The sequence below is a fragment of the uncultured Merdimonas sp. genome (genome assembly GCF_963929015.1).
In the GTDB taxonomy this organism is placed as follows: domain Bacteria; phylum Bacillota; class Clostridia; order Lachnospirales; family Lachnospiraceae; genus Merdimonas.
In genome coordinates, this window is record NZ_CAWVHE010000009.1 from 38,714 (window position 1) to 65,083 (window position 26,370).

The window sequence follows — 26,370 nt, forward strand, 5'->3', positions numbered from 1 at the left end:
GTACTCAAGATGACACTCAAGATGGCACTAAGAATAGTTGAAAAAGACGCAGAATTTCTGGCAGATTTTCAGGAATCTCTGAACCGTCAGTTTTATTTCCCGGAATGGATGTGCTACAATGCCCATTTGCAGCTTGCCCTGGTTAAAAAAGATAAAGACGAGAGTCTGTCGATCCTTCAGAAAATGCTGCCGTCCATGAAAAAAGAGTGGAAAATACAAAGGTCCCCCTTATATCGTAATGCAGATGGCAATGATTCCACCTGGCTTTCCGGCAGGCTGGCAAAAACATTTGCCGATGAGATAGCAAATAACGAAGAATACGCATTTCTTCGGGAAGGTTCGGAATTGGAAGAACTGCTGGCGCAATTGGAAGCCTTATAATTTCGTATGATCAGAAGAGGAGTAACCTATGGAGACCATTCTCATCATTGAAGACGACGCGGCTCTGGCTTCGGGCCTTTGCCGGGCGCTAACAAGTGAAGACCGTACACTGCAAAGCTGCGGGAAGATCCGGGAAGCCCGCCGGATCCTTAGGGAGGCGCAGCCGGATCTTGTGATCCTGGACGTGAACCTGCCGGACGGAAGCGGGTTTGATTTCCTGGGGGAAATCAAAGGGAAGGGGGCGGTTCCAGTCATCCTTCTTACAGCCAACGATATGGAGACAGACATCGTGGCGGGGCTGGAGGCGGGAGCCGACGACTACATCACCAAGCCCTTCAGCCTGGCTGTGCTGCGGGCCCGGGTCAATACGCAGCTGAGGCGGAAAAAGGAGACGGAAAGCCGGACGGAGGCCCGGTGGGAATCCGGCAGATACCGGTTCCTCTTTGACCGGATGGAGTATCTGGTGGAGGGGACTCCGGTGGAACTAAGTAAAAATGAGCAGAAGCTGCTCCGGATCCTGGTGGAGAACGAGGGCCGGATCGTAAAGCGGGAGACGCTGATCGACCGGATCTGGACCGACGGCGCGGAGTATGTGGACGAGAACGCCCTGTCCGTTACGGTGAAACGGCTGCGGGACAAGCTGGCGGCAGGGGAGTGGATCGAGACGGTCTACGGGACCGGATACCGGTGGGTGAAGCAGCATGGATAGAGGAATGATGATCCTGGCGGCAGCCTGTATTCTTGGCAGCGTCCTGTTTGCCATATATTCATATCGAAAAGAGAGACGGACCGCGGAGCGGCTGCGGCGGATGCTGGAAGCGGCAAGGAGCGGGCAGTTCCGCGAGACCGGGTTCGACGAGAGTGTGTGTTCTGCGCTGGAAAGCGAGATGGCGGATTACTTGAGCGCCGTGGAGCGATCCAGAGAGGCGGCCGCGGCGGAGAAGGAGAAGATCAAGACCCTGATTGCGGACATTTCCCACCAGACCAAGACGCCCATTGCCAATCTGCTGCTCTATACGGAGCTTCTGGAAGAGCGGGAGTTAAGTCCGGAGAACCGGGAGTATCTGACCGCTCTTGGGAAGCAGGCGGAGAAACTGCATTTCCTGATCGGGGCTTTGATCAAGATGTCCCGGCTGGAGACCGGGATCATCACCCTGCACCCCAGAGAGCAGGATGTGAAGGAACTGCTGGCAGAGGTCACGGGCGCCTACCGGGAGAAGGCAGAGAGGAAAGGTCTGAAGCTGACCGACTGTTCCGGGCCTGCCACGGCCTGGTTTGACCGGAAGTGGACGGCGGAGGCTGTGGGCAATATCTTGGACAACGCGGTCAAATATACCAGCCGGGGCGAGATCGAAGTACGCACCCGGCGGTACGAACTTTTTACAGCCATTGAGGTAGAAGATACCGGCCCGGGGATTGCCGAGGAAGACATCCCGGAACTCTTCGGCCGGTTCCGCCGGGGAGAAGAAACGGCGGAGCAGGAGGGCGTGGGGATCGGTCTCTATCTGGCGCGGGAGATCCTGGCTGGAGAGGGAGGATATATCAAAGTGTCTTCCCGGAAAGGGCAGGGATCGGTGTTTTCCATTTTTCTGCCAAATCAGGGAAAGGGAAATCTTTCAGAACTGTCATAATTGTTTTTGGCGCTGAAAGATTCTGGAAAGAATACCATGAGATAATCTGTATGAATGATACATTCATACAGATTTTTTCAGTTGAAAGGGGAGCAGGCTATGGAAGTTCTGAAAGCAGTCAATCTTACAAAAATATATGGGAAAGGGGAAAATCAGGTGCGGGCCCTTGACGGAGTCAGCCTGTCTGTGGAGCAGGGGCAGTTCGCAGCCGTGGTGGGCACTTCCGGCTCCGGAAAGTCCACGCTCCTCCACATGCTGGGCGGCCTGGACCGGCCGGACGAGGGGAAGGTGTACGTGGACGGAAAAGACATCTTTTCTCTGAAGGAAGAAGCCCTGACCATCTTCCGTCGCCGGAAGATCGGTTTTGTATTCCAGTCCTACAATCTGGTGCCGGTGCTGAGTGTCTATGAAAATGTGGCGCTCCCGGTGGAACTGGACGGGAAAAAGGCGGACCGGGCGTTTATTGAGGAGATCCTGGATACGCTGGGGATCCTGCAGAAAGCCAGAAGCCTTCCGGGGCAGCTCTCCGGCGGACAGCAGCAGCGCGCGGCCATCGCAAGGGCTCTGGCCTCCCGGCCTTCGATCCTTCTGTGCGATGAGCCCACCGGCAACCTGGACAGCCGCACGTCTCAGGATGTGCTGGGACTTTTGAAACTGTCCGGCCAGAAGTTCGGGCAGACCATCGTCATGATCACCCACAACGAGGAGATTGCCCAGATGGCGGACCGGATCATACGGATCGAGGACGGGCGGATCCTTTCTTCCAGAGGAAGGAGGGAGGCGTAGCATGCGGGTCAAAAACAGGAAAACCATCTGGAACTTGAGTCTTAAGTCCTTTCGGGCCTCCGGGAAGCGGAACCTGATCGCAGTGGTGGCCATCGTACTGACTACGGTTCTCTTTACCTCTCTTTTTACCATTGTGATGTCGTTAAATGAGAGCTATCAGACCTACACCTTCCGCCAGATCGGCGGGTACGCCCACGGCACCTTTAAGGATGTGACAGATAAACAGGCAGAGAAGATCAAAGGGCATAAGAAGGTGAAAGCTGCCGGGGAACGAATCGTGGCGGGGATCATCGCGGAGGGAGCCTTTGCCAGAGTCCCGGCGGAAGTCAGCTACATGGACGAAAATAATACAAAGTGGAGCTACATCGATCTGAAAGAAGGCAGGGAGCCGGAAGGGACAAAGGAGATCATCCTGGACGACGCGGCGCTTGAACTGCTGGGCGTGAAGCCAGAACTGGGAGCCGAGATCACCCTCACCTGGCAGGTGTCCGACAAGAAGCAGAACGGGGGAGTGCGGACGGACACCTTCACCCTTGTGGGATGGTGGGAGTACGATCCTGTCATGCCGGTGCATTACATCAATATCTCCAGAGCCTATATGGAACAGCTGGAGCGGGACATGACAGGGGAGGGCCTGGAGCCCTTCCGTAGGGACTTAAATGTCATGCTGTCCTCCAGCCTGGATATTGACGGGACCATGGAAGAGATCGAAGAGGATCTGGGATACCAGAGAGACGATCCGGGAGCGGATACTTATCTGAACTACGGGGTAAACTGGGGCTATACCACGGCCCAGGCAGCAGCGGAGCTGGATCCCGGCCTTCTGGCCGCCATGGCGGCGTTCCTCCTTCTGGTGATCTTCACCGGATATCTGATCATCTACAACATTTTCCAGATCTCCGTGACAGGGGATATCCGCTACTACGGCCTTCTGAAGACCATCGGGGTGACGCCCAGGCAGCTTCGGCGGATCATCCGGCAGCAGGCCCTTCTGCTGTGCGGGATCGGCTGTCCGCTGGGGCTGATCGCCGGCTGGCTGGTGGGATCCGGCCTGGTGCCGGTGGTCCTTGCCAGGACCAGTCTGGAGACGATACAGACAGAGGTCAGCAGTTCGCCTCTGATCTTCGCGGCGTCCGCGCTGTTCGCGGTGGCGACGGTGCTGCTCTCCTGCGGGCGGCCGGGCCGGATGGCGGCGAAAGTCTCTCCCGTGGAGGCGGTAAAATATACGGAAACCGGCATTTCTTCCCGGAAGGAGCGAAGAAGCAGCCGGGCCGGGATCGGCGGGATGGCTTTTGCCAACCTGGGAAGGAATAAAAAGCGCACCGCACTGGTGGTGGTCTCCCTGTCTCTGTCGATGGTGCTGCTGGACCTTACCTTCCAGTTTACCGGCGGATTCAGTATGGAGAAATATCTGGAACAGAAGACCTGCGCGGATTTTATCGTGGGGAACACGGATTACTTTCGGTTCCAGGCAAATGGGCCGGAATCCGGACTCGCCGGGGAGACGGTGGAGCAGATCCGGGAGAACACGGAAGAAGCGGACGCAGGTCAGGCCTGGGCGGTGCCTGGAATATATCCCAAGGTGTGGCTTGACGAAGAACAGTTCCGCAGCCTGCCTTTTGCAGGGTCTGAAGAGCAGGTCAACCAGGAACTTCAGATCCGGGAAAAACGGGGAGACAAGATCCAGGTATTGCTCCAGGCAGAGGGCATGGACGACGCCCTGCTGGACAAGCTGACAGTCCTGGAAGGGAGCCTGGAACCCCTGCGGGACCCGGAGGGCGGGGCTATCGCTCTTCCGGTGGTGACCGATGATTACGGGACGCCCCAGATGACGGAGCATTATCCAAAGCCGGGAGACAAACTGACGGTGACCTATGTGGACGAGGGGTACTATGCGGACTCCCGGACCGGGGAGCCGGTGACAGACGCCACGCCGGAGGAATATATCCAGTATCACATAGAAAAAAGCCATGACGTGGAATACACTGTCTGCGCGCTGGTCGCGGTGCCTTACCAGATTTCCTTCCGAGTAAGCCTGATGTACGGCATGGATGCCATCATGGGGACGGAGCAGCTAAAGGCAGACAGTGGAGCAAAGTTGTATTCGCTCTTCTACATGTTCGATACGCCAAACCGGGAAGCAGAGGAAGCGGCGGAACACTTTCTGGCAGAGCTGACAAAGGGGGAGACGTCCCCTTTGATGTATGAGAGCAAGGCGCTGGTCCGCCAGGATTTCCAGGGATTCCGGCAGATGTTCCTGCTCCTTGGAGGCGCGCTTTGCGCCATCGTGGGCGTGGTGGGGATCCTGAATTTCTTCAACGCCATCCTCACCGGGATTCTGGTGAGAAAGCGGGAATTTGCCATGCTGCAGGCAGTGGGCATGACGGGAAGGCAGCTAAAGAAAATGCTGGTGACAGAGGGCCTTCTCTATGCGGGAGCCACCATCCTTTTATCCCTTGTGCTGGTGTTCCTTCTGGAACCGCTGGTCGGGGGCATGCTGGAAGACATGTTCTGGTTCTTTGCTTATCATTTTGATGTGACCGCCCTGTGGGCGGCTGCGCCGGTCTTCCTGCTGCTGGGGGTTGTCCTGCCTCTTGGGGTCTACCGGGGGATCGCGAGGATGACTATTGTGGAGCGGCTGCGGGAAGTGGAGTAGAGAGTAAGTAGGAAAGGAGCAATCTCGTTATGAGGTTGCTCCTTTTATACTTGACATATGGGAAAACTATGGTATGATTTAAGTAAAAATACACATAAACAAAGATAAAGTGAATGATTGCTCAAAAAAAGAAGGTAAACCTATGATTTTTAATTATAAAGACTGTATAGAGCATTATGGTACAGACTATAAGATAAAACAAGCGTTGGCAGAAAAGACTCTTTTTCAAAAAGAAAAGGGTCTTTATTCAGATAAAGAATTTTGTTCGGAACTGGAATTGATTGTCGCGAAATATCCGCGTGCAGTTTTTACAGGAGAAAGCGCGTTTTATTATTACGGATTTACAGATGTGATTCCAACTCATTATTTTATGGCTACCCGGCGGGAAGACACAAGAATAAAAGATAAACGGGTTGAGCAGGCATTTGTAAAGGACAGCCTATATGATTTTGATAAGGTTACCATTGAGTATCAGAATGTAGAGATATCGATATACAGCCGGGAGCGGCTGCTGGTAGATTTAATTCGTTTTAAATCTAAAGTGCCGTTTGAGTATTATAAAGAAATAATCTGTGCTTACAGGAAAATTGTTAATGAACTTGATTTTTTCAAGATAAAAGATTATGCGGCGATGTTAAAGCGTGGTGATAAGATTCTGGATATCATACAGTTGGAGGTTTTGTGATGAATTTACTGGAAGAAATCGCTAAGGTTAAGGAAGAGGTGCCAGAAATGGAGAAAAGTGTGAGGGTCATCTCAGATAAAGAAGACAGGAAGGTCGTTGTTATTCCAGAGATTCTGTTTAAAGGGAAACGTGCGGTTCCGTGGGATACAGTGAAAGAGTATCTGCGGAAATATGTGGGGAACTGTTATAAGATTGAGACTACAGAAGATATGGTTTATATTGGCAGTGATTTGCCAGATGAATATACAGGTTCCAGATATACTTATTCTCTAAAAGGAGCCAATGCAAAGGCAAAGGCGAATGCCGCGCAGGGGATTCCAGAATTACTGCAGACTGCAACAGGAAAGTATTTCCGGGAAAACTCCGGAGATAAACATTTACGGGATGCGGCGTATGGCTGGTACCGTTATGATGCTTATTTCGCCCTGCCAGTATGTAATGAAAAGGGAGAAACAGAACGATATAATATGTATCATGCCTCTATGCTGATCCGCCATGCTAAAGACGGGAAATATTATCTATATGACATTTTGGACATAAAAAAAGAAACGAGCAACCCGTTCCAATCCGAAGATCTTACTTGGAAAAAACCCATTTCTTAATTGTTATTCTAAAGAGATGGGACCGTTTTGTCAAGACGATTCAAGAAAGAAAAATTTGAACAAGGGAGGTGATCAGAGGTGAGATATTATATTGCGGACCCGCATTTTTTCCACGGGGCGCTGAATACGAAAATGGATCGGCGCGGCTTTGAGAGCGTCGAGGCGATGAACGAATATATGCTGCGGCAATGGAACCGAAAAGTGCGAAAGAATGACGAGGTCGTTATCCTGGGGGATCTGTCGTGGGGAAAGGCGGAAGAAACCAATGAACTGCTGGAGCGGCTCAACGGACGCCTGTATCTGATCCAGGGAAACCACGACCGGTTTCTGAAGAACAAAGACTATAACGCAGGCCGGTTTGTGTGGATCAAGCCCTATGAGGAGCTGCAGGACAATAAGAGAAAGGTGATCCTCTGCCATTATCCCATCATGTGCTACAATGGCCAGTACCGTGTGGATGAAAAAGGGAATCCTAAAGTATACATGCTTTACGGCCATGTGCATGATACGCAGGATCAGCGGCTCCTGGAGCGGTTTCAGGCGATCACAAGGGAAACTGCCTCGGTAAGTCCTGACGGGACAGCGAGACAGATCCCCTGCAACATGATCAATTGCTTTTGTATGTATTCCGACTATGTGCCGCTTACACTGGATGAGTGGATCGCATGTGAGAGAAGAAGGATGGAATAGATATCGCCATGACTCGGTGATATGATATTATGTAGCAAAAGGATCGAAAAGAAGAAACCGTTTCATTTATCATAATATTGGGGAGACAGATAGCATGCCATTATCTGACAATGAAAAAAGGGTCTCACAGATTGAGACAGAAAAAGAGATCATTTTTAAGCACCTGGGAAATCCGCTGATCAGCCAGCCGTTTACGGAAGATTTTGCCAGGCGGTTTTCCTGGAGTACGAACGCGATTGAAGGGAATACCCTGTCGCTGGAAGAAACGATCGCAGTGATTGATTACGATGAAGTCAGATCAAATCACACCTATTCAGAATATACAGATGTGAAAAAAGTTTATTACGCGATTCGGGAAATGCTGCTTCCATTTAAGAAAACGATGATTGATGAAGAGTGGATCAGAAAAGCGAATGGCTATATCAGGCATATGCAGGGAGATTACAGGGATACTGCGGTCTATATTGGAAATTTGTCGGAGGCTGTATACTATCCTCCAGATCCGCAGGATGTTCCGGAACTTCTGAAAAGCTGGCTTGGGGAAGTAAATATAGAAGCGGCAACAGTGAAAGAGATCTTTGAAAAAATTGCAGCCAGTCATATCCGTTTTGAACGGATCCATCCTTTCTTAGACGGGAATGGCAGAACCGGAAGAATGGTCGTGAACCAGCAGCTGATCAATAACGGTTTACTGCCTGTTTCCATCCAGCCGACTGGAAAATACAGGGAAGCATTCAGAAGATATGATAAGAAGAATGATCTGTCAGAGATGGTTTATGTCTTGTTGAAAAGTGAACTGGAGTCCTTTGACAGAGTCCGCAGCCTGGCTTTGAAACTTTCCAAAGACCGGGAGAGACAGGCAAAGGAAAAGAAATAAGAACTGTCATATAACATTTCAAATCAGGGGAGCAGATAGTCACAATTCCGTGATAATCTGCGACTCTGATTTTTTTATGTGTATTTCATGGTATAATGATTGCACGAAGTGCAATCCAGCCCGGGAACCGGGCTGCCCTGCTGTGCAGGGATTATACCGGCAATCCACGGCTTGGGAAGTAAATGCCGCCTGCGGCAGCGCTTCCTTCCCTGCGCGCGTGGTATAATAACCGCGAAGCAGCTATTCTGCTGAATCGGGAAAGGAAAGAGATATGTGTCGAATTTTAATCATAGAAGATGACCGGGAAATGAACCAGGGGATTTCTTATGTCTTGGAAAAGGACGGATACCGGACGGCTTCCGTCCATTCTATTGCAGAAGGGAAGAATGCCTTTGGAGAGCAGGAAGCGGATCTGATCCTTTTAGACGTGAATCTGCCGGATGGGGAAGGCTTTGCCTTTTGCCGGTGGGTCCGGGAGCGTTCCCGGGTGCCGGTGCTGTTTCTGACAGCCAGGGATCTGGAAGAGGACGCGCTGAAAGGGTATGAACTGGGCGCGGAAGATTATGTGACAAAGCCATTTTCCATGAAGATCCTGTTAAAAAAGATCGACGTGATCCTGAAGCGGGACAGAGAGAAAGAGAAGATTGCTTTTGACGATGGATTCCTGCAGATTGACCTGGATAAAGCGCAGATCCGGCGGGAGGGCGAACTTTGTACCGTGACGCCCACGGAGTTTCGGATTCTGAAGGAATTTCTCATGCACAAAGGTCAGCTTCTTACCTATGAGGTTCTGCTAGATCGCCTGTGGGACAGGGGAAATCAGTTTGTGGACAAGCATGCGCTGGCCGTCAACATGAACCGACTCCGGGGAAAGATTGAAGATGAGAAACACAAATATATTTCAAACGTATACGGGATGGGATATCAATGGATTGGAAAATGATCATGCTGGCATGCGCCATTGCTCTGGCAGGAATCCTTAGCTGGAAGCTTTGGAAGTTGAAGCAGGATGTCTGTGAATTTGCCGACAGGCTGGACGAGAGTCTGGATGCGGTCCTGCAGGGGAGAAAGCCGGATGAGTCCGCAGATACGCAGGATTCTCTTTTGGGAAAAGTCAATGAAAAGCTGGGCAGGACGCTGCATGTCCTTGAGAAAAAAGATGAAGAAAATCTGCGGGGAAAGCAACAGATGAAGGAGCTGATCTCCGACATCTCCCATCAGACCAGAACCCCCGTTGCGAATCAAAAGATCTATCTGGAGATTTTAAAAGATATGGATCTGCCCGGGGAGGCAACGGAATTCCTGAACAAGCTGGAACATCAGACAGACCGGCTGGATTTCCTGTTTCAGAGTCTGGTAAAAATGTCCCGGCTGGAGACGGGGGTGATCCAGATCCGCAAAGAAAGAGGAGACCTGTTTGATACTCTTGCCGGCGCCATGGCGGCGGTGGTACCTGCCGCGTCGAAAAAGAGCATTGCGTTGGAAGTAGAAGGCGGGGGAGAGAAGTTGTCAGGAGAAACCGATAAGAACAGGCTTCTTCTTTCCCATGACAGGAAATGGACAGAAGAAGCGGTCTATAACCTGCTGGATAATGCGGTGAAATACACCCCGGAAGGGGGCCGGGTTACGCTATGCGTAGAGAAAAAGGAGATTTTTACAGAGATCCATGTGAGAGATACGGGAAAGGGGATTGCCCTGGAGCGTCAGGCACAGATCTTTACCCGGTTTTACCGGGAGCCGGAGGTGCAGGATCTGGAGGGCCTTGGAATCGGGCTTTATCTGACACGCAAGATTGCAGAACTTCAGGGCGGTTATGTGGAGGTGCGTTCAGAAGCAGGAAAGGGAGCGGATTTCTGCCTTTTCCTGCCCAATGCCGGAACACTCACAGTTTCGTGATTTTTTGCGATTGAGACCGGTTTGTGATTTTCAGGGGATAGGATGAGATCACAAAGGAGGGAAAAGACATGAAAGACGAGATCGTAAGGACCGTGGGTCTGAAAAAATATTACCGGCTGGGGGAGAATACTGTCAAGGCGCTGGATGGAGTGAACCTTTCTGTAAGGGAGCGGGAATTTATCGCTGTCATTGGGAAATCCGGGAGCGGGAAGAGTACGCTGCTCCATCTGATCGGAGGTCTTGATATTCCCACATCCGGAGAGGTGTATGTGGACGGGAAAAAGCTTTCGGATATGAAGCGGGAGCAACTGGCTGTCTTTCGCAGGAGAAAGGTGGGATTTGTGTTCCAGAATTATAACCTGGTGCCGGATCTCAATGTGTATGAAAATGTAGTGCTGCCCATTGAGCTGGACGGGAAACGGATTGACCGGCCATTTGTAAGGGAGATCCTGGAACTTCTGCAGATTGCAGATAAGAGGGAAGCGCTGCCGGGCATGCTCTCCGGAGGGCAGCAGCAGCGGGTGGCCATTGCGCGGGCCGTGGCTGCAAAACCAGCCATTATCCTGGCGGATGAGCCCACCGGCAACCTGGACACTGCCTCTGGCCACGATGTAATGGGACTTTTAAAGGTGGCGGCAAAGCAATTTCAGCAGACAGTGATCCTGATCACTCATGACCGGGATATCGCGCAGATGGCGGACAGGATCGTCCATATTGAAGATGGGCGGATCGTGGGAGCGGGAGATTCCGATGACAAGGAGTCCGGCGAGAAGGCAGGTGATCCGTATGTTGGCGAATAATAACAGGAAGGTTATTGACCGAATGGCAGCGGGTTCCCTGAAGCATAACCGGGGACGTAACCTGATCATTTTTCTTTCCATTGTGCTGGCGTCCTTTATGTTGTTTTCCATTTTTACGGTGGGGATCACTTATTTTCAGATGCAAAAGGTTCAGAATATCCGGCTGAACGGCGGAGAGTACGATGCTGTTCTGTACGGGATCACACCGGAGCAGCGGGAAAAGTGTGAAAACAATCCGGATATCCGCCGGGCAGGAATCCTGGCTTTAAGCGGGTATCTGGAATCCACCCAGGGAGACGACACAGTGGAGGCAGCCTGTATCTGGTGTGATCCGGTCTTATGGGATGAGATCATGGCCCCCGCCAGGGAGTGGGTGAAAGGAACCTATCCCCAGGAGGAAGATCAGGTTATGGTGACGGAAGAAGGTTTGGAAAAAGCCGGACTGGCCGGACTGACAGTGGGGGATCATTTCCGGGCCGGGTACAGGGACGGAGATGGAAACCTCATGGATAAGGAATTTGAGATTTCCGGGATATGGGAAGGGTATGGCACCAAGTCGGCATTTTATGTGTCAGAGGCATTTTACCTGCAATCCGGTTCTGATATCTCTGAGGTGACATGCGGCAGATATCATCTGGATTTTGATAAAAAGATCATGACAAAGAGCGAGCAGGATGCGTTTATCGAAAGCATGGATCTGGGAAAGCAGCAGGCGCTGTTTTTTACCAGTGAGCTGGGGTATTCTTTGCCAATCTTCTTTGGGCTGTGCGGTCTGGCCCTGGTGACCTGCCTGTGTGCCTACCTGCTGATCTACAATATCCTCTACCTGTCAGTGGCGGGAAATGTGCGGTATTACGGCCTGCTTCAGACGGTGGGGATGACAGGGCTGCAGATCCGGCGTCTGATCCGCAGACAGATGATGATCCTTGGGTGCAGCGGGATCCTGTGTGGACTTATAACGGGAAGTCTTGTTTCTTTCCTTTTATTTCCATCGGTGATCCGTGCGCTGGGAATCCGTGCAAGAGAAGCGGGTGAGATACAGATTTCCCTGAATCCCGCGGTTTTGCTTCTCACCGTGGCGCTGACAGGGCTGACCATTTGCCTGGGGAGCTATAAACCTGTGAAACTTGCGGTATCCATTTCTCCGCTTGAGGCGGCAGGTTACCGGCCGGCGCAGGGGAAGATGGGCGGACGCAAGACGAAAAAGGGCAGGCTTCTGCGCCGTATGGCATGGGATCAGATCTGGAAGGATAAAAAGAAGTCTCTGGTGATCATGACGTCTCTGGCGGCCGGCCTGTCAGTCTTTCTGTGTATCAGTACACTGTTGGAAAGTCAGGCGGCCAGGACCATTGTGACCAATCATATGAATAATGATCTTACGATTACCAATGATTCCCTGCGAAAGGAAAATCCGGAAGATCACCGGGATATTCTGACGGCTTCGTTTATGGAAGATCTGGATCATCTGGATGGGGTTTCGGCGGTGTATCCGCTGTTGTACGGGCAGATCACGGTTCCCTGGGAGCCGGATTTTGCAGAGCAGTGGATGGAGGAATTCTATGCCAAATGGATGATGATTCCCTATGAGGAGGACCGGAGCGAATATCAGCAGTACCCGGAAAATTTCGGATCTGTCATTCTGGGAATCAGCGAAGAGGAGTTCCCCTATTTGCAGGAAGTGGTAGATACGACACTGGACCGGGAAGATTTTCTGTCTGGAAAAAGCTGTGTCCTCTATCGGAACGGGTTGGAACTTACGATGGAAAATCTGGCGGGAACACAGGTGACCTGTGCAGAATACGGAGACAGCGGGAATACGCGTACGTTTGAGATCGCCGGGTTCACGGACGAAGGGTATTATACCGGCCCCATGCTGGGAGATCCGCCGACCGTCATCGTAAGCGAGTCCGCAGTCAGGGATTTCCTGGAAAATCCCTGGATCTGCAAGGCTGGCGTGAGATACACGCAGGAATATGATGAAGAAACGGAAAGCAAAGTGCTCGGCCTGATTCAGAACAGTCCGGATGGAAACGCCCTTTCCTGGGAATCTAAACTGGAAACCCTGCATGAAGTGGAACGCGCGCAGGGGAATATGCGGGAAGTGGGGCTTGCCATTGCCCTCGTTCTGGCATTCATTGGGATTCTGAATTACATCAATACCGTGACCGGGAATATTCAGAGCCGGCAGAGGGAACTTGCCATTCTGGAAAGTATCGGCATGACGGACCGGCAGAGGAACCGGCTTCTTGTGACAGAAGGTCTTTTCTATGCGGCGGGCTCGTTGCTTTTTACCGCCACACTGGGGCTTGGGATCACCTATCTGGTGTACCAGTCCATGAATTATATGATGGTGCCCTTCACAGTGCCGCTTTGGCCGGTGGTGGGGATGACGTTGTTTATTGTCCTGGTGTGCATAGCGATCCCGCTGGCTGCCGGAAGGTATATGGCGGGAAAAGGAAGTGTGATAGAGCGGGTGCGTTTTTCATAACAAAGAGCTATCTTTATATAAACAAATGTTGAAAACAAGTTTTGAAACAATGTAGGATGAAAATATTGAATTTTAGAAGAAGGACGTGTCCGAAAGCGGATACGTCCCTTTTTTCTGCGCCAGAAACAAAAAATGCGCTATGTATTCTGCGCTTTAAATTCCTCGCCCCAGTCCCACATGGCGTCAAGAATGGGCTTCAGACTCCGGCCAAGTTCTGTCAGGGAATATTCCACCCGCGGGGGAACTTCCGGATAGACCTTGCGGTTTACAAGACCATTGCGTTCCATATCACGAAGCTGTGCGGTCAGAACTTTCTGCGAAACTGTTCCGATGGATTTCTTTAGTTCGCTGAAGCGCTTTGTACCCGGGAGCAGGTCCCGGAGGATCAATACTTTCCATTTATCGCCGATCAGCATATTGGAGATTCTGAAAGAACCAAATGGCAGAAAAAAATAAAGCCAAAATGCCGAAAAGGGGGTATTAACAAACCTGCCATAGTGCGACGGATATGAATCTTTTATAATGGCTTCGCTTATGGTATACTTAAGTTGCCATAGATGAAAATGTTTATGAAAACGAGGTGACTTTGAATGAGCGAACAGAAACAGAAAATAGGATTTACCGTTGCCTGTGTTGATGAATTTGCCCGGCAGCATAATCTGAGCGCCCGGGAAGCATTCCGCTATCTTTTTCAATTCAAAGGCATCGCATTTATTAAAGAAAACTATGATGTAGAGCATACCTTGGATTTTGGTACGATACTGGAAGATTTGAGCGTCCTGTGCCGGAGAAATGGAGGGTTGCTATGAAACTGTATCATGGAAGCAATGACTGCCCCGGAAATGTTCACATTTCCGGGGCGCTTTTGTCTTATTTTCTCCCTCTTGTGACCCCGATGGCAATGCACAGGATCCCAAGCAGAATACCCGCCGCCAGGAAGAGAAGATAGGTGTTGGCGTTGATGCTCCAGGCGGAGGTCCAGTCGGAAAAGTCAGCCGCCAGGATGGTGAGCTGCCGTTTATGTTCCGCGATCAGCCCGTAGGCGTCGCTGGAAAATGCCATCCAGATTCCGGTGATCAGGGAGATCAGTCCTGCTTTGATCCAGGTGTTGGCCGGGAGGTATCTGGCGGTCAGGAAGACGAGCCAAACGCCGCTCATCAGGATCACGCTGATGAGGGTGCCGGCACGCAGCCCCTCCACTTCCCCGGAGTGATGGCAGACCGTGAAGATGGTAAGGAACAGCCACGCCGTGTCCCAGACCATGGTAAGCAGCGCCTTTTTATCCGACAATACGGGCGGCAGCGCAAGCCCCCGAATCACAAAAGGAAACAGTGGCACGGAGAGCCCGAAAATGGTGGGGATGGCGAGCAGCAGGAACTGTCCGCCGCCGTTCATGCGGTCCACGAAAAAGAGGATCAGAAGCAGGGCAAAGATCCCGGCCAGGATACTCTTTGTCAGTTTCTTCTGTTCTGTCATAAGAGGCACCGCAGTCAATGCGGCCACCAGGAGCATGGAGGCGGTTGTCACGGAGAAGACGCCCAGTCCCCCGCCGACGGCTATGGAGAAAAGGAAAGTCAGGATCACCGGGATGAGCAGCAGGACGCTGATGATAAGCCCGGCTTTCCAGGCGGCGGTCCTCTCTTTTCTGGCGTGCCGTTCCAGGACCTGCCGGGACTCCGTTTCTATGACGCGGTCCACGGAATGGTCTTTCAGTTCCTCATAGAGAGCCCGGCAGGCTGCACAGTGTTCCAGATGGCGCTGCACCAGCTCTTTGCTGGCAGGCGTACACACATCATCATAATATAAGGGAAGCAGATCCTGAATGATCCCGCATTCCGAAAAATTCTTCTTATCCATGTTTCTCCATCCTTTCCTGAATTTTCATTCTTGCACGGTGGTAAGTGACCCTGGCCCAGTTCTCCGTTTTCCCGAAGATAAACCCGATCTGTGAGAAGGGTAGTTCCCCGAACACCCGCAACTGGAAGACTTCCTTGTAAGGCTCCGGAAGGTCGTGGAGGATCAGGTGGATCTGAAGCGCGGTCTCCTTATCTTCCACCGCGTCCGCCGGATCCTGGCCTCCGCTGACGGCGGCAGCCTCGTCCAGTTCGGCGGTTTTTCCGGCCTTCCGGTATTCGTCTGCTGCCAGGTGCTTGGCAATGCTGCAAAGCCAGGTGAGTTCGCCGGACCTTTGCGCAAAGGTCTTTTTGGAGGTCATAGCCCGGTAGAACGTGTTCTGCGTGATCTCTTCCGCCAGCGGCTGATTCCGCACCAGGGTCATCACATAAGAATAGACCTGCAGATAGTAGGATTGATATAATTTCTCGTAGTCCAGGGCCGCTCACCTCCTTTTTTGTACACCGGTTAGACGGAGTAAGATGGATTTTGTTACAAAAAAATGAAAAAATTTTTAACATGAGGAAACGCTATGTTTGTTGTTTCCAGCTTCCTGTTGTGTGATCCCACACAAAGTACGGCTCATATCCGTTATTTATGCTGTCAATAACCGGTATACTGTTCTTTCCAGTCCATAGGCTGTCAGTGTTTCCTGCATGGTATTTCCAGTGGCGATAGCGCGGTTTTTCAACCGATCTTTCACAGATATAGCGCTTATCATACAAGCACCTCCAGATATTGTCTCATTATCTTATCGCATTTCATGAGCTTTGCATATTGCATAAGTCGGTTCAGATCCCGTTCTTTTTTCTGGAGATAGGTCACAAGGACTTCCCTGGTCTCTTCAATTCCGACCTTCTCTCTGTAAAATACTATGTCGACGACAGTTTTCTCCATGTCGTAAATACGAAACTCGTTGTTTCCCTCTTTAACAGTGGTGATTCCCAGTTCATGTCTGTCATTTGTGTAATAATGGATTTCTAGCTGCGGCCAATCGGGTATGGTGGATATTCTGGCTTTTCTCGGGATTGCCACATCAACTGCATCAGGAATAAAAGTTGTCAGATCATAATAAACAGCAGCGCTCAACAGACATATTACACCGGCTGGGGCGTAAATTTCTGTATAATAGAAATCGGATTCTTCGCCTTGATATTCGGGATTTTCGTAGTATTTTTTGTTCAGTTTAATCAGTTTTCCTTCGTCAACAAGTTTACGGATTTTATAGGATGAGAATCCTTTGCCTTTAAGTTCGTCTATAGAAAAGAACTTTTGATCTTTTTGAAGGATAGTATCTTTCTCCATTTGTTCACCTCCAGTCTGATAATTTATTGTTTTGCGGCAATATAGAATAATGCCGAATTTTAATTAAATAGTAAAATAAAAAGAAGGAGTTGTCAATGAGGTTTTTCGGATCATTTTTGTTTTCCAGGAGGTGGAGTCCATCCTCAGAGTTGACGCTGCGTAAACCCCCGTTGTAAAATGAGGAAAACGCACCGAATAAGGAGACCCGCACTATGCAGAAAATCTTGCTCCTGGAGGACGACAGAAACCTGAACCGGGGGATTTCATTAAAATTAGAAAAAGAAGGATATCAGGTGTTTTCCGCTTTTTCTGTGAAAGAGGCGGAAGAGCTTTTTGACGCGGCAGGGCCGGATCTGATCATCAGTGATGTGAACCTGCCGGACAAGAGCGGCCTGGATTTTTGCAGGGAGATCCGGAAGAAAAGCCAGGTGTATCTGATCTTCCTGACGGCTCTGGACTCGGAGGTGGACATGGTAAACGCCTACGATCTGGGGGCGGACGACTATATCACCAAACCCTTCAGCCTGCTGGTGCTGGTATCTAAAGTGCATGCCCTGATGCGGCGGGCGCGCCAGGCAGGGGAGGAGCAAAAGACAGAGATCCGCTCCGGGGAGATCCGGGTGTCCTATCAGGATATGCGGGCATACCGCGGCGGGGAAGAGCTTTCCTTAAGCAAAAAGGAACTGCAGCTTCTTCTGTATTTTATGGAGAACGCAGGGCAGATCCTTTCCAAAGAGCAGATCCTCGAGCATGTGTGGGATGTGGATGGCCAGTTTGTGGACGACAATACGGTTCCGGTAAATGTAAGCCGGCTGAAGCGAAAGATCGGCGGCGAATGGATTCAGAATGTAAGGGGGATGGGATATCTGTGGATACAGGAAAGTGTAAAAGAATAGCTCTAGCAGCAGGGCTGTTTTTTCTTGCCCTTCTGGCGGGGCTCTTTCTGACGGAAAGAGCGGCCAGGCAAGCGTATGAGGACACGGCCAGGCAGATGGCGGCTCTCACCAGGCAGGCGCCTGAGGAGGAGGCTGTGTTTGCCGGGATCCTGACGGGGAAAATAGTAGAAGACAGTGAGGACGCTGTAAAAGCAGGCACGGAATTGCTGGAGAAATACGGGTATGGACTGAAAGACAGTCTTGAGGGCGGCGCGCTGCCTGGCATGGCGGGCGGTATGGCGCTCATTCTGGCAGCCGGACTTGCGGCATGTGCAGGTCTTGCCTGGCATAGCATGGGGCTTAAGAGAGAAGCCCGGGAGCGGGCGGACTATCTGGAGGAAAAGCTGAAAGAAGAGACGGTCCGCAACCAGAAGATGGAGGCGGAACTCCGGCGGGAGGAGCAGGAAACCAAGTCCCTGATCACCGATATTTCCCATCAGCTGAAGACGCCGGTGGCCTCTCTGAAGATGAGTTATGAGATCGAGGATTCTACAGAGCTTTCAGCGGAAGAAACGGAGGAGTTTCGAAGGAAAGAGCGGGAAGATGTGGAACGGCTGGAACATCTTCTCCAGGCATTTACCCAGATGAGCAAGCTGGAGACCGGCATGATCCGGCTGAAGCCGGAGAAGGCGGGTGTGAAGGCGACCCTGGCAAGGGCAGTGGCCGGCGCATATGCGAAAGCAGTAGATAAAAACATTTCCATTGAAATTGAAGAGTTTACTGACGCCGCGGTTATCCATGATCCGGGCTGGACGGCTGAGGCGATCGGAAATGTGCTGGACAACGGCGTGAAATACGCGCCGGCCGGCACCTGCATCACCATCCGGATATCAGAGCTGGTCAGCTATGTCATGATAGAGGTGGAAGACGAAGGTCCGGGGATCCCGGCAGAGGAACAGCCCAGGATCTTCCAGAGATTTTACCGGGGCAAGGCAGAAGCGGTACGAAAGGCGGAGGGCTCCGGCGTGGGCCTTTACCTTACCAGACGGATCCTGGAAGAGCAGGGCGGAACGGTGTGCGTGAAGAGCGGAAGAACCGGCGGGAGCAAGTTTGTGATCACCCTGCCGAAAGAATAGGATTTCTTACAAAACTGTTATCTTTTTTGTTACCTTTCTGTAAGCTTCGGGCGGTATGCTCTGTACAGAAACAAAGAAGCAGGCACAAAGAGGAGGCTTACAATGAAGGCGATTTTAGAGACAAAAGATCTGGTAAAATATTACGGCTCCGGCGATAATCTGGTAAAGGCCATCGACCACACCGATATCCGCGTGGAGCCCGGAGAATTTGTGGCAGTGGTGGGGCGTTCCGGTTCGGGAAAGAGCACGCTTTTGCACATGCTGGGGGGACTGGACCGGCCCGACTCCGGCAAGGTGCTGGTGGAAGGACGGGACATTTTCCGGTTAAAGGACGACCGGCTGGCAGTGTTCCGCAGGCGGAAGATCGGATTTATCTTCCAGAGTTACAATCTGGTGCCGTCCTTAAATGTATGGGAAAATATCGTGCTGCCCATCGGGCTGGACGGCCGGAAAGTGGACCGTGAGTATGTGATGGACATCGTGCAAAAAATCGGCATGTCAGACCGGCTCCACGCCCTGCCGGGCACCCTGTCCGGGGGACAGCAGCAGCGGGTGGCCATTGCCAGGGCCCTGGCCTCACGCCCGGCCATCATCCTGGCTGATGAGCCCACAGGCAACCTGGACTCCCGGACGGAGATCGAGGTGGTGAGCCTTCTGAAACACTGCGTGACCGAATACGGGCAGACGCTGGTCATGATCACCCACGACGAGACCATTGCCCAGATGGCGGACCGGATGATCGTCATCGAGGACGGGAAGGTGGTGCGGTCATGAAGACAGTGACAAAGACAGCCCTTGCCAATGCGCGCCAGAACCGGACCCGGAACATGATCAGCGGGGCAGCCATCATCCTGACCACTCTTTTGATCTTTATGGTGCTGATGGTCGGATATGCCTCTGTCAAAGTGCGGTTCGCAGCTGTGAACGCCTACTATCCGCCTTATCACGCCATGTTCCGGCAGGTGTCGGAAGAGGATGCGGGGAAGCTGAAAAGCCACAATGATATGGAGGAAGTGGGGCTTCGCTCGGATCTGGGGGAAGGGGTGGACGATGATTCCACCATCCTGTTTCTCTGGATGGATGCACAGGCTCTGGAACTGAACAAAATAGAACTGGCAGAGGGTGCGTTTCCAAAAGCAGGAAATGAGATCGCGCTTCCGGAAGGACTGCTTGCCGAGTACGGGATCACTGCCGGGATCGGGGATACGGTGACGCTTCCGCTTCAGCTTTACGAAGACGGCGGACTGGGGTATCAGAAAGAAGATACCTTCCGGATCAGCGGATTTCTAACAGGAGAGATTGACGAGGAAAACAAAGCCTACTCGGTGCTGGTGTCCAGGGACTGTCTGGAACAGTCGGTTCCGGCAAATGACCGGGAGTACCGGGTGATGTTCCGCCTTCAGGATGTGGGGGAAAATGTGGCTACTACGGACGCCATCGAAGAGCGGGCCAGAGAGATTGGCGCGGATTTTGGCGTATCAGAGGACAACGTGGTCATCAACACCGATTATCTGATGGCCAATTATACGGATCCGGCGGCCCTTTTCGCCGTTGTCTGCATCATCCTGGTGGTGATGGCGGCAGGAGTGCTGACCATCTACAGCATCCACTATGTCTCCATGATCCCGAAGGTTCAGGAGTATGGGAAATTAAAGGCCATGGGAGCCACCCGGCGGCAGATCCGGCAGATCGTCTTCCGGGAAGGCCTTCTTGTGACAGCGCTTTCCCTGCCACTGGGGCTTCTTCTGGGGAGCCTTCTGGCAGGCCCGGTGATCCGCTGGATCTACCGGATCAGCGGGGAAGGCGTGCAGACCAACGCGGCGGCCATGGAAATGAACCGGATCTGCACGGACCTGCTGGAGCAGAGACAGGTGCCGGTCCTGTATGGGTGGGTTTACATCCTGACCATCCTGACCGTGCTGGTTACGGTGTATCTGTCCCTGGTAAAGCCTATGCGGATGGCGGCGAAGATCTCTCCGGTGGAGGCCATGCGGTATCAGGGAGAGATCCGGGAGAAGAAAAAAGAGCGGAAGGGATTTGCAGAGATGAGTCTTGTAAAACTGACCCGCTCCAACCTGTCCCGGAATAAAAAAAGATCCATCCTGACCATCGTGACGCTGGGCGCAGTGGGAATCCTCTTCATGGCGGTGGCCACCGTCCTTAGCTGCGCCGATCCGGAGGAGATCGCAAAGCAGGAGTTTGAGGGGGATTATGAGATCGCCGTGGACAGCTGGGAGGGGGATAAAATGAATCCGGACCGGGCCTGGGTGAATCTGATGCAGAACAACCCGCTGAACGGGGACCTGCTGGAGCAGATCCGGGCCGTAGACGGAGTGGAGGAAGTCAAAGTGAAGACCTATCTTACCGGAACGCTGGCGGATCTGGACCCGGAGCGGGAGATCGCCTCCGCCAGCATCCAGGGCCTGGATGAATCTTACCGGGAGATCGTGGAGAACTGCCAGATCGAAGGGGCGGTTACCTGGGAAGAACTGGAAGAGGGAGAGAAGATCCTGGTCTCTGACCATATGCTGCGCTGGTTCCCGGAGCTGAAGCTGGGCGACGCGGTGCGGATGGAACTGGAGACCCCGGAGGGGACAGTGGAGCGCACCTTTGAGATCGCCGCCGTCGGAGAGTATCCTTCGGCCGTATCCGGGAGCAACTTTCTGCTGCCGGACTCTGTGCTGGCGAAGATCACAGGGGCAGACTTAAGCGACATCTGCGTGATCCGGTTGGAAGAAGGGATCGGTCAGACCGGACGGCAGGAAGCCTATACGAACCTGGAGAACCTGGCAAAGACGAGCGTCTATCTGACCACCGACAGCTTTGAAAAGCATGTGGAGACCTGGGAGACGGCGGTCACCGTTATGACCGTGCTGGGTTACGCATTCCTGCTGATCCTGGGCGCAGTGGGCGTGATGAACCTGATCAACACCATGGTCAACAGTATCTACACCCGGAGACGGGAACTGGGCATCATCCAGGCCATCGGCATGTCGGAAAAGCAGCTGGTGCGGATGCTGCAGCTGGAAGGGCTTTTCTATACGGCGGGTACTCTTTTGGTGGCGCTGGGGATCGGAAGCCTGGCCGGATACGGCATCTTCCTGTATGCCAAAGCAGAAAATATGATGAACATCACCGTGTATCATTATCCGGGGATCCAGGCGGCGGTCCTGGCCGTGGCGGTGGCGGCGCTGCAGATGATCCTGACCTGCGCCGTGTCCCGGAACTTCCGCAGGATGAGCCTGACCGACCGGATCCGGTACGGGGAGTAAAGACCGGTTTGCCAATGGTTTTGTATGTTGAAAAAGTTTCATGGTCTCCAGGCCCCTATTTATGGTATGATAAAATATATCAGACAGCAGGAGGGAAAAACCATGGAACATACGGTCAGCAAATTTCCGGAACAAAAGGAAGCGCTTTACAAATATATGAAAGTCCGTTTAAGCGGCCAGGTGGAAAGCTGTCCCCATGTGACTGCGAACCTGGCGAACGCCTCGGCCCTGTTAAATCAGGGACTGAAAGAGATCAACTGGGTGGGGTTCTATCTTCTGGAGGGAGAGACGCTGGTGCTTGGGCCTTTCCAGGGAAAACCCGCCTGCACCGAGATCCCGGTGGGAAAGGGCGTGTGCGGAACCGCGGTTTTAAAGGACGCGGTGATCCGGGTGGAGGATGTCCACCAGTTCCCCGGGCACATCGCCTGCGACAGCGCTTCGCGTTCAGAGATCGTGCTGCCCATCCATGACCGGCAGGGAAACATCCGTGGGGTATTGGATATTGACAGTCCGCAGACCGGGCGGTTTACAGAAGAAGACGAGACAGGGCTAAAGAAATTATTGCCGGAGATCGAGAAAATCTTTTACTAATGCAGAACGTCCCGAAAGATCTTACAGAAGGTCTTTCGGGACGTTTTTTGTCAGAAATCCTGGATCAGTTCTGTCAGCAGAGACTCGGCCTCTTTCGGAGTACAAAAGAGGCTTTCATCCAGATTTTCGCAGAAATCATAAAACGCATAGAGAAGCCCGGGCTCTTCGATATTCAGATAGACCGGGTGGCGGCTGTAGGGTGACGGAAACATCAGATAGCCGTTCTTGGTGTTTACAAACAAATACAGTTCATAGAGCGAGGATCCGATATCCTTGCGGAGCATACGGAAAGCGCCGGTTTTGCAGACGGGGATCAGCTTCTTTACCAGGGCGGCGCGGTCCGGCGGATCAAAGGGCAGGCAGACGTCCTGCGGGTATTCGTCGATCCGTCCGCTTTCCAGAAACCGTCTGACTCCATCATAAGAGAAGATGGAGGTAATCTTGCTCTGGCTGCATAAGGTAAGCGTCTTTTTTACATATTCCTGGAAGTGGGCAATGAACAGTTCTCTTCCGGAAATATCTTTTCTCACATATTTCTCCACCTGTGCAAAGGTAATAAACGGGGTGAAGCAGGGCGACATCTGAAAACTGTATCCGGTTATACTTTCCTGGAGCAGCCGTGCGGCATAATTAAGCTGATCCTGCACATCCGTGATCTGGTTGAGCAGAGGCGTGGATTCCTGCAGGTACTCATCAAAGATGTCCGAAAACATCCGGATCGACTCCCTGGAATGCAGAACACAGCCTTTGTTCAGACCGGCGGTCAGAAGGCAGACACACCGGGAAGTGACGATCATATAGGGCAGCAGAGTCAGACTGCCTGTCCGCGAGGAAATATCGTCGTAATAATAGTAGGCCTCATAATTTCTGCAGGATCCATACAGCGGCAGGATCTGTTTCAGGCAGTTCAGGTTATAGTTCTTTTTGGACTGGCCGGAATGCGAATGGCTGTCCAGACAAAAAATGTGTTCGATGCGGATGCCTGCGTCCCGCTGACATTCTGCGCTGATCAGATTGACCAGAAACGCTGCGTCCGGCTGGACCAGAAGACGCAGATGACCGTGGGTTCCGGAACTCATTTCCGAGGAAATCATATGAAAAAAGGTCTGCATGACTTCTATGGATGAATTCAAAAAGATCTTTTCTTCTTCCTCGATCCTGGCGTTATAGTGAAACGGCGGAAGCGGCGCGGCAGAGAGTGTAAAATCCCGGAAAAATTCCAGCACCTCCTTGCGGCGGTAGTAATTTTCCGGACCCTCCAGCGTAATGGCGTAAGCTTCCTCCAGATCATGCTTTTCCTCCGGCGACAGCTGCATAAACTGCGCCATTTTGCGAACCATATTAAGCGACGCAGGCTTTCGCTTCCCGTTGATGATCTTATACATATTTGAACGGTCCAGTCCACAGTACTGAGCCAGAGAATAGGTCTTTATATTCTTTTCATGCACATACTTTGACAAAATGGACGAAAATTCGGACATAGCACTTCCCCCTCCATATACGTTCAGAACCATATTTTATGAGAAGAAACAAAAAATATCCATCAAAATTATGAAAAAAACATGACCACAAACGTTGACACATATTGTTAGAAAAGACAGGAAATCCGTGCAAAGAAGGGAAAGAAATTAGTCTCTTTCCCTTCTTTGCATAATAATATTATTCTCGGATGTAAATATAGCCCTTTCCCTACGTCCGCATTGCTCCGTCTACGGAGAGGATCTCTCCGGTCACATAGCTGGCAAGGTCGCTTGCCAGGAACAGGAAAGCATTGGCGATATCCTCCGGTTCGCCAACTCTCCGCAGGGGGATGGCGTTGATCAGCGGCTGGATCATTTCCTTTGGAAGGGCGGCCACCATGTCGGTGTTGGTGATGCCCGGGGCCACCGCATTGACCCGGATGTTGCTGGGACCAAGTTCTCTCGCCAGGGACCAGGTCATGCCGTTGACTGCCGACTTGCTGACCGGGTAGGCCACGCCTGACGGCTGACCGCTGATGCTAACCATGGAGCTGGTATTTAAGATACAGCCCCCGCCCTGTTCCTTCATAATTTTTACAACGGGGATGATGCAGTTCATGGCCGCTCCCACATTGAGCTTCATGATTTTCTCGAAATGTTCGGAAGTGTAATCGGTGACTGGTTTACTGTCGGACATTCCAGCGTTGTTGATCAGGATATCAATCTTTCCGTGGGTTTTCCTGATCTTTTCCAGCTCTGCAGCTACGGCTTCTTCGCTGCCAAGATCTGGCCATGCGCCTGATACGGGCCAGTCCGGATTCTCTTTTTTCAGAGAATCGAGCGCTTTTGCTACTGTCTCCTGTCGGGAGCCGAACAGTACAACGGTTGCTCCATTTTCCAGAAATTTTCTTACTGTTGCGTATCCGATTCCTCTGGTTCCGCCGGTGATCACGGCGACTTTTCCTTTTAACATATGGATTCCTCCTTTCATCTGGTTGAAACAAATGTCTTAATCTGTTATGACGTTAGTATGGATCTGATGCTTCAAGAATACACTATCGGACAGAAAAGTTCTGTGACAAAATCACAGAACAAGTTGTCTTGTGTTTTCGGCCCGAAAAGAATACAACTTCTCATTTTTTGCTAAAAACCGGAAAATATTTTTAGAAAAAAAGCGAATTGTATTGTAAGTTGTTGTGCTATATAGTGGAAGTATAGAAAAAGAGAACGTAAAAAACCGGGAAAGGGGGATGATATTGATCTATGAAAAAATATGAAAAAATTGCAGAATGGATCCGCACCGAAGTAGAAGTAGGAAATTTGTCCCTGGGAGACAAGCTCCCCTCGGAAAACGAGATGATGGCACAGTTTCAGGTCAGCAGACAGACGGTACGGACAGCGCTTGACATGCTTCGCAAAGAAGGACTTGTGGAAGGGCGGCGGGGAAGCGGCAGCTATATCTCGGCCAATGTCCGCCGGAAGCCAGGAAAGGAGATCCGCATTGCCGTGCTTTTGACATGCGTGGATTCTTACATTTTTCCGGCGCTTTTGCGGGGAATGGAGGCAGGGTTATCCAGGGAAGGCTGTACGCTGCAGATATCGGTGACGGAGAACGCAGTGGAAAAGGAGCGGATGCTTCTGAAGGAGTTCCTAAGGACCTCTTCCATTGACGGACTGATCGCGGAACCGGTAAAGAGCGGCCTGCCAAACCCCAATCTGGGGCTGTACCGGGAGCTGCAAAGATCCGGGGTTCCGGTGCTGTTTGTCAACAGCTTTTATCCGGAGATGGATATCCCGTATGTCAGTCTCAATGATCAGAAGGCAGGGTATGTTGCAACAAGGCATCTGGCTGAGTGCGGGCACACAAGGATTGGCGGCATCTTTAAGGCGGACGACGGACAGGGAAGGCTCCGCTACGCCGGCTATATGCAGGCGTTGATGGAAAGGGATCTGAAGATCCGCAGCCGGGATGTGATCTGGATCGATTCCAATGAGATGGCAGACATGGAGCAGGAAAGCGAAAAGTTTCTAAAGAGACTGGAACATTGCACTGCCTGTGTGTGCTACAATGATGAGATCGCCTGCAAGCTGGAGCTGCTCCTGAAGAAAGGAGGAGTCCGGGTGCCAAGGGATATTTCTATTGTGGGGATCGACAATTCAAATCTGGCTGAGCTGTCACAGATTCCTCTCACGTCCCTGGAGAATCCGGCAGAAGAACTGGGAAGGGCTGCGGCAGAAAAGATTGCCGCGTGCGTCAAAGACGGAGTCCGGATGGAAACGCAGGAGTTCGATCCAAAACTGGTAATCAGAAATTCGGTGCGTATGCAGACCGAGGAAGGAAGGTAA

At 51.8% G+C, this 26,370-nt stretch carries 27 protein-coding genes; 20 read left to right on the top strand and 7 right to left on the bottom strand.

Going from position 1 to position 26,370, the window contains the following annotated elements:
• Positions 1-21 precede the first annotated feature (21 nt).
• The 13 genes from ABGT54_RS04880 (at position 22) to ABGT54_RS04940 (ending at position 13,492) form a co-directional block, all read left to right on the top strand.
• A complete protein-coding gene (locus ABGT54_RS04880) occupies positions 22-381 on the top strand; it encodes a hypothetical protein (RefSeq protein WP_346663074.1) in 360 nt (119 codons plus the stop codon).
• 28 nt (positions 382-409) lie between these two features.
• A complete protein-coding gene (locus tag ABGT54_RS04885; RefSeq protein ID WP_346663075.1) occupies positions 410-1,090 on the top strand; it encodes a response regulator transcription factor in 681 nt (226 codons plus the stop codon).
• Positions 1,083-2,012: a HAMP domain-containing sensor histidine kinase gene (locus ABGT54_RS04890; RefSeq protein WP_346663076.1), complete on the top strand. Its 930-nt coding sequence runs from the start codon at positions 1,083-1,085 to the stop codon at positions 2,010-2,012. Before ABGT54_RS04885 ends, ABGT54_RS04890 begins: the two co-directional genes overlap by 8 nt.
• A 99-nt stretch (positions 2,013-2,111) precedes the next feature.
• Entirely contained in the window at positions 2,112-2,798 is a 687-nt protein-coding gene (locus tag ABGT54_RS04895; protein ID WP_106789662.1) for an ABC transporter ATP-binding protein, read from the top strand.
• 1 nt (position 2,799) lies between these two features.
• Positions 2,800-5,454: an ABC transporter permease gene (locus tag ABGT54_RS04900; protein WP_346663077.1), complete on the top strand. Its 2,655-nt coding sequence runs from the start codon at positions 2,800-2,802 to the stop codon at positions 5,452-5,454.
• Positions 5,455-5,596: 142 nt separating this feature from the next.
• Entirely contained in the window at positions 5,597-6,139 is a 543-nt protein-coding gene (locus ABGT54_RS04905; RefSeq protein ID WP_346663078.1) for a hypothetical protein, read from the top strand.
• Positions 6,139-6,741 carry a hypothetical protein gene (locus ABGT54_RS04910; RefSeq protein ID WP_346663079.1) on the top strand — a complete coding sequence of 201 codons (603 nt, stop codon included), beginning with the start codon at positions 6,139-6,141 and terminating at the stop codon, positions 6,739-6,741. Before ABGT54_RS04905 ends, ABGT54_RS04910 begins: the two co-directional genes overlap by 1 nt.
• 78 nt (positions 6,742-6,819) lie before the next feature.
• A complete protein-coding gene (locus tag ABGT54_RS04915; protein ID WP_346663080.1) occupies positions 6,820-7,431 on the top strand; it encodes a metallophosphoesterase in 612 nt (203 codons plus the stop codon).
• 94 nt (positions 7,432-7,525) lie between these two features.
• On the top strand, positions 7,526-8,308 hold the full coding sequence (locus ABGT54_RS04920) for a Fic family protein (protein ID WP_346663081.1): 783 nt from the start codon (positions 7,526-7,528) through the stop codon (positions 8,306-8,308).
• A 271-nt stretch (positions 8,309-8,579) separates the two neighbouring features.
• Positions 8,580-9,251, top strand: a complete 672-nt coding sequence (locus tag ABGT54_RS04925; RefSeq protein WP_346663082.1) for a response regulator transcription factor — start codon at positions 8,580-8,582, stop codon at positions 9,249-9,251.
• Positions 9,236-10,204, top strand: coding sequence for a HAMP domain-containing sensor histidine kinase (locus ABGT54_RS04930; protein ID WP_346663083.1), 969 nt, complete (start codon positions 9,236-9,238; stop codon positions 10,202-10,204). Before ABGT54_RS04925 ends, ABGT54_RS04930 begins: the two co-directional genes overlap by 16 nt.
• Positions 10,205-10,272: 68 nt before the next feature.
• On the top strand, positions 10,273-11,004 hold the full coding sequence (locus ABGT54_RS04935) for an ABC transporter ATP-binding protein (protein ID WP_346663084.1): 732 nt from the start codon (positions 10,273-10,275) through the stop codon (positions 11,002-11,004).
• Complete coding sequence (locus ABGT54_RS04940) at positions 10,991-13,492, top strand: ABC transporter permease (RefSeq protein WP_346663085.1); 2,502 nt, start codon at positions 10,991-10,993, stop codon at positions 13,490-13,492. Before ABGT54_RS04935 ends, ABGT54_RS04940 begins: the two co-directional genes overlap by 14 nt.
• A 137-nt stretch (positions 13,493-13,629) precedes the next feature.
• Here the strand turns inward: ABGT54_RS04940 and ABGT54_RS04945 are convergent, their stop codons facing one another.
• Entirely contained in the window at positions 13,630-13,908 is a 279-nt protein-coding gene (locus ABGT54_RS04945) for a helix-turn-helix domain-containing protein (RefSeq protein WP_346663086.1), read from the bottom strand.
• A 174-nt stretch (positions 13,909-14,082) separates the two neighbouring features.
• On the opposite strand from ABGT54_RS04945, the gene ABGT54_RS04950 reads away from it, so the two are divergent.
• Complete coding sequence (locus tag ABGT54_RS04950) at positions 14,083-14,301, top strand: DUF3791 domain-containing protein (RefSeq protein WP_346663087.1); 219 nt, start codon at positions 14,083-14,085, stop codon at positions 14,299-14,301.
• A 61-nt stretch (positions 14,302-14,362) separates the two neighbouring features.
• Here the strand turns inward: ABGT54_RS04950 and ABGT54_RS04955 are convergent, their stop codons facing one another.
• From ABGT54_RS04955 to ABGT54_RS04970, 4 genes are all read right to left on the bottom strand, one after another.
• Positions 14,363-15,349, bottom strand: coding sequence for a zf-HC2 domain-containing protein (locus ABGT54_RS04955; protein WP_346663088.1), 987 nt, complete (start codon positions 15,347-15,349; stop codon positions 14,363-14,365).
• Positions 15,342-15,824: an RNA polymerase sigma factor gene (locus ABGT54_RS04960; protein ID WP_346663110.1), complete on the bottom strand. Its 483-nt coding sequence runs from the start codon at positions 15,822-15,824 to the stop codon at positions 15,342-15,344. Before ABGT54_RS04960 ends, ABGT54_RS04955 begins: the two co-directional genes overlap by 8 nt.
• A gap of 156 nt (positions 15,825-15,980) precedes the next feature.
• Complete coding sequence (locus tag ABGT54_RS04965) at positions 15,981-16,106, bottom strand: hypothetical protein (RefSeq protein WP_346663089.1); 126 nt, start codon at positions 16,104-16,106, stop codon at positions 15,981-15,983.
• Complete coding sequence (locus ABGT54_RS04970) at positions 16,103-16,690, bottom strand: hypothetical protein (protein WP_346663090.1); 588 nt, start codon at positions 16,688-16,690, stop codon at positions 16,103-16,105. Before ABGT54_RS04970 ends, ABGT54_RS04965 begins: the two co-directional genes overlap by 4 nt.
• A 212-nt stretch (positions 16,691-16,902) precedes the next feature.
• On the opposite strand from ABGT54_RS04970, the gene ABGT54_RS04975 reads away from it, so the two are divergent.
• The 5 genes from ABGT54_RS04975 (at position 16,903) to ABGT54_RS04995 (ending at position 22,564) form a co-directional block, all read left to right on the top strand.
• Positions 16,903-17,586 carry a response regulator transcription factor gene (locus tag ABGT54_RS04975; protein ID WP_346663091.1) on the top strand — a complete coding sequence of 228 codons (684 nt, stop codon included), beginning with the start codon at positions 16,903-16,905 and terminating at the stop codon, positions 17,584-17,586.
• Positions 17,559-18,701, top strand: a complete 1,143-nt coding sequence (locus ABGT54_RS04980) for a HAMP domain-containing sensor histidine kinase (protein WP_346663092.1) — start codon at positions 17,559-17,561, stop codon at positions 18,699-18,701. Before ABGT54_RS04975 ends, ABGT54_RS04980 begins: the two co-directional genes overlap by 28 nt.
• A 102-nt stretch (positions 18,702-18,803) precedes the next feature.
• On the top strand, positions 18,804-19,475 hold the full coding sequence (locus ABGT54_RS04985) for an ABC transporter ATP-binding protein (protein WP_346663093.1): 672 nt from the start codon (positions 18,804-18,806) through the stop codon (positions 19,473-19,475).
• Complete coding sequence (locus ABGT54_RS04990; protein ID WP_346663094.1) at positions 19,472-21,973, top strand: FtsX-like permease family protein; 2,502 nt, start codon at positions 19,472-19,474, stop codon at positions 21,971-21,973. The genes ABGT54_RS04985 and ABGT54_RS04990 overlap by 4 nt, the downstream gene beginning before the upstream one ends.
• Before the next feature lie 102 nt (positions 21,974-22,075).
• Entirely contained in the window at positions 22,076-22,564 is a 489-nt protein-coding gene (locus tag ABGT54_RS04995; protein WP_346663095.1) for a GAF domain-containing protein, read from the top strand.
• A gap of 50 nt (positions 22,565-22,614) precedes the next feature.
• On the opposite strand, the gene ABGT54_RS05000 is transcribed toward ABGT54_RS04995, so the two are convergent.
• Positions 22,615-24,045, bottom strand: a complete 1,431-nt coding sequence (locus ABGT54_RS05000; protein ID WP_346663096.1) for a helix-turn-helix transcriptional regulator — start codon at positions 24,043-24,045, stop codon at positions 22,615-22,617.
• Between the two features lie 208 nt (positions 24,046-24,253).
• Positions 24,254-24,997 carry an SDR family oxidoreductase gene (locus ABGT54_RS05005; RefSeq protein ID WP_346663097.1) on the bottom strand — a complete coding sequence of 248 codons (744 nt, stop codon included), beginning with the start codon at positions 24,995-24,997 and terminating at the stop codon, positions 24,254-24,256.
• Positions 24,998-25,287: 290 nt separating this feature from the next.
• Here ABGT54_RS05005 and ABGT54_RS05010 point away from each other — a divergent pair, with 290 nt between their 5' ends.
• Positions 25,288-26,370 (top strand): GntR family transcriptional regulator, encoded by a 1,083-nt coding sequence (locus ABGT54_RS05010; RefSeq protein WP_346663098.1) that lies wholly within the window; start codon positions 25,288-25,290, stop codon positions 26,368-26,370.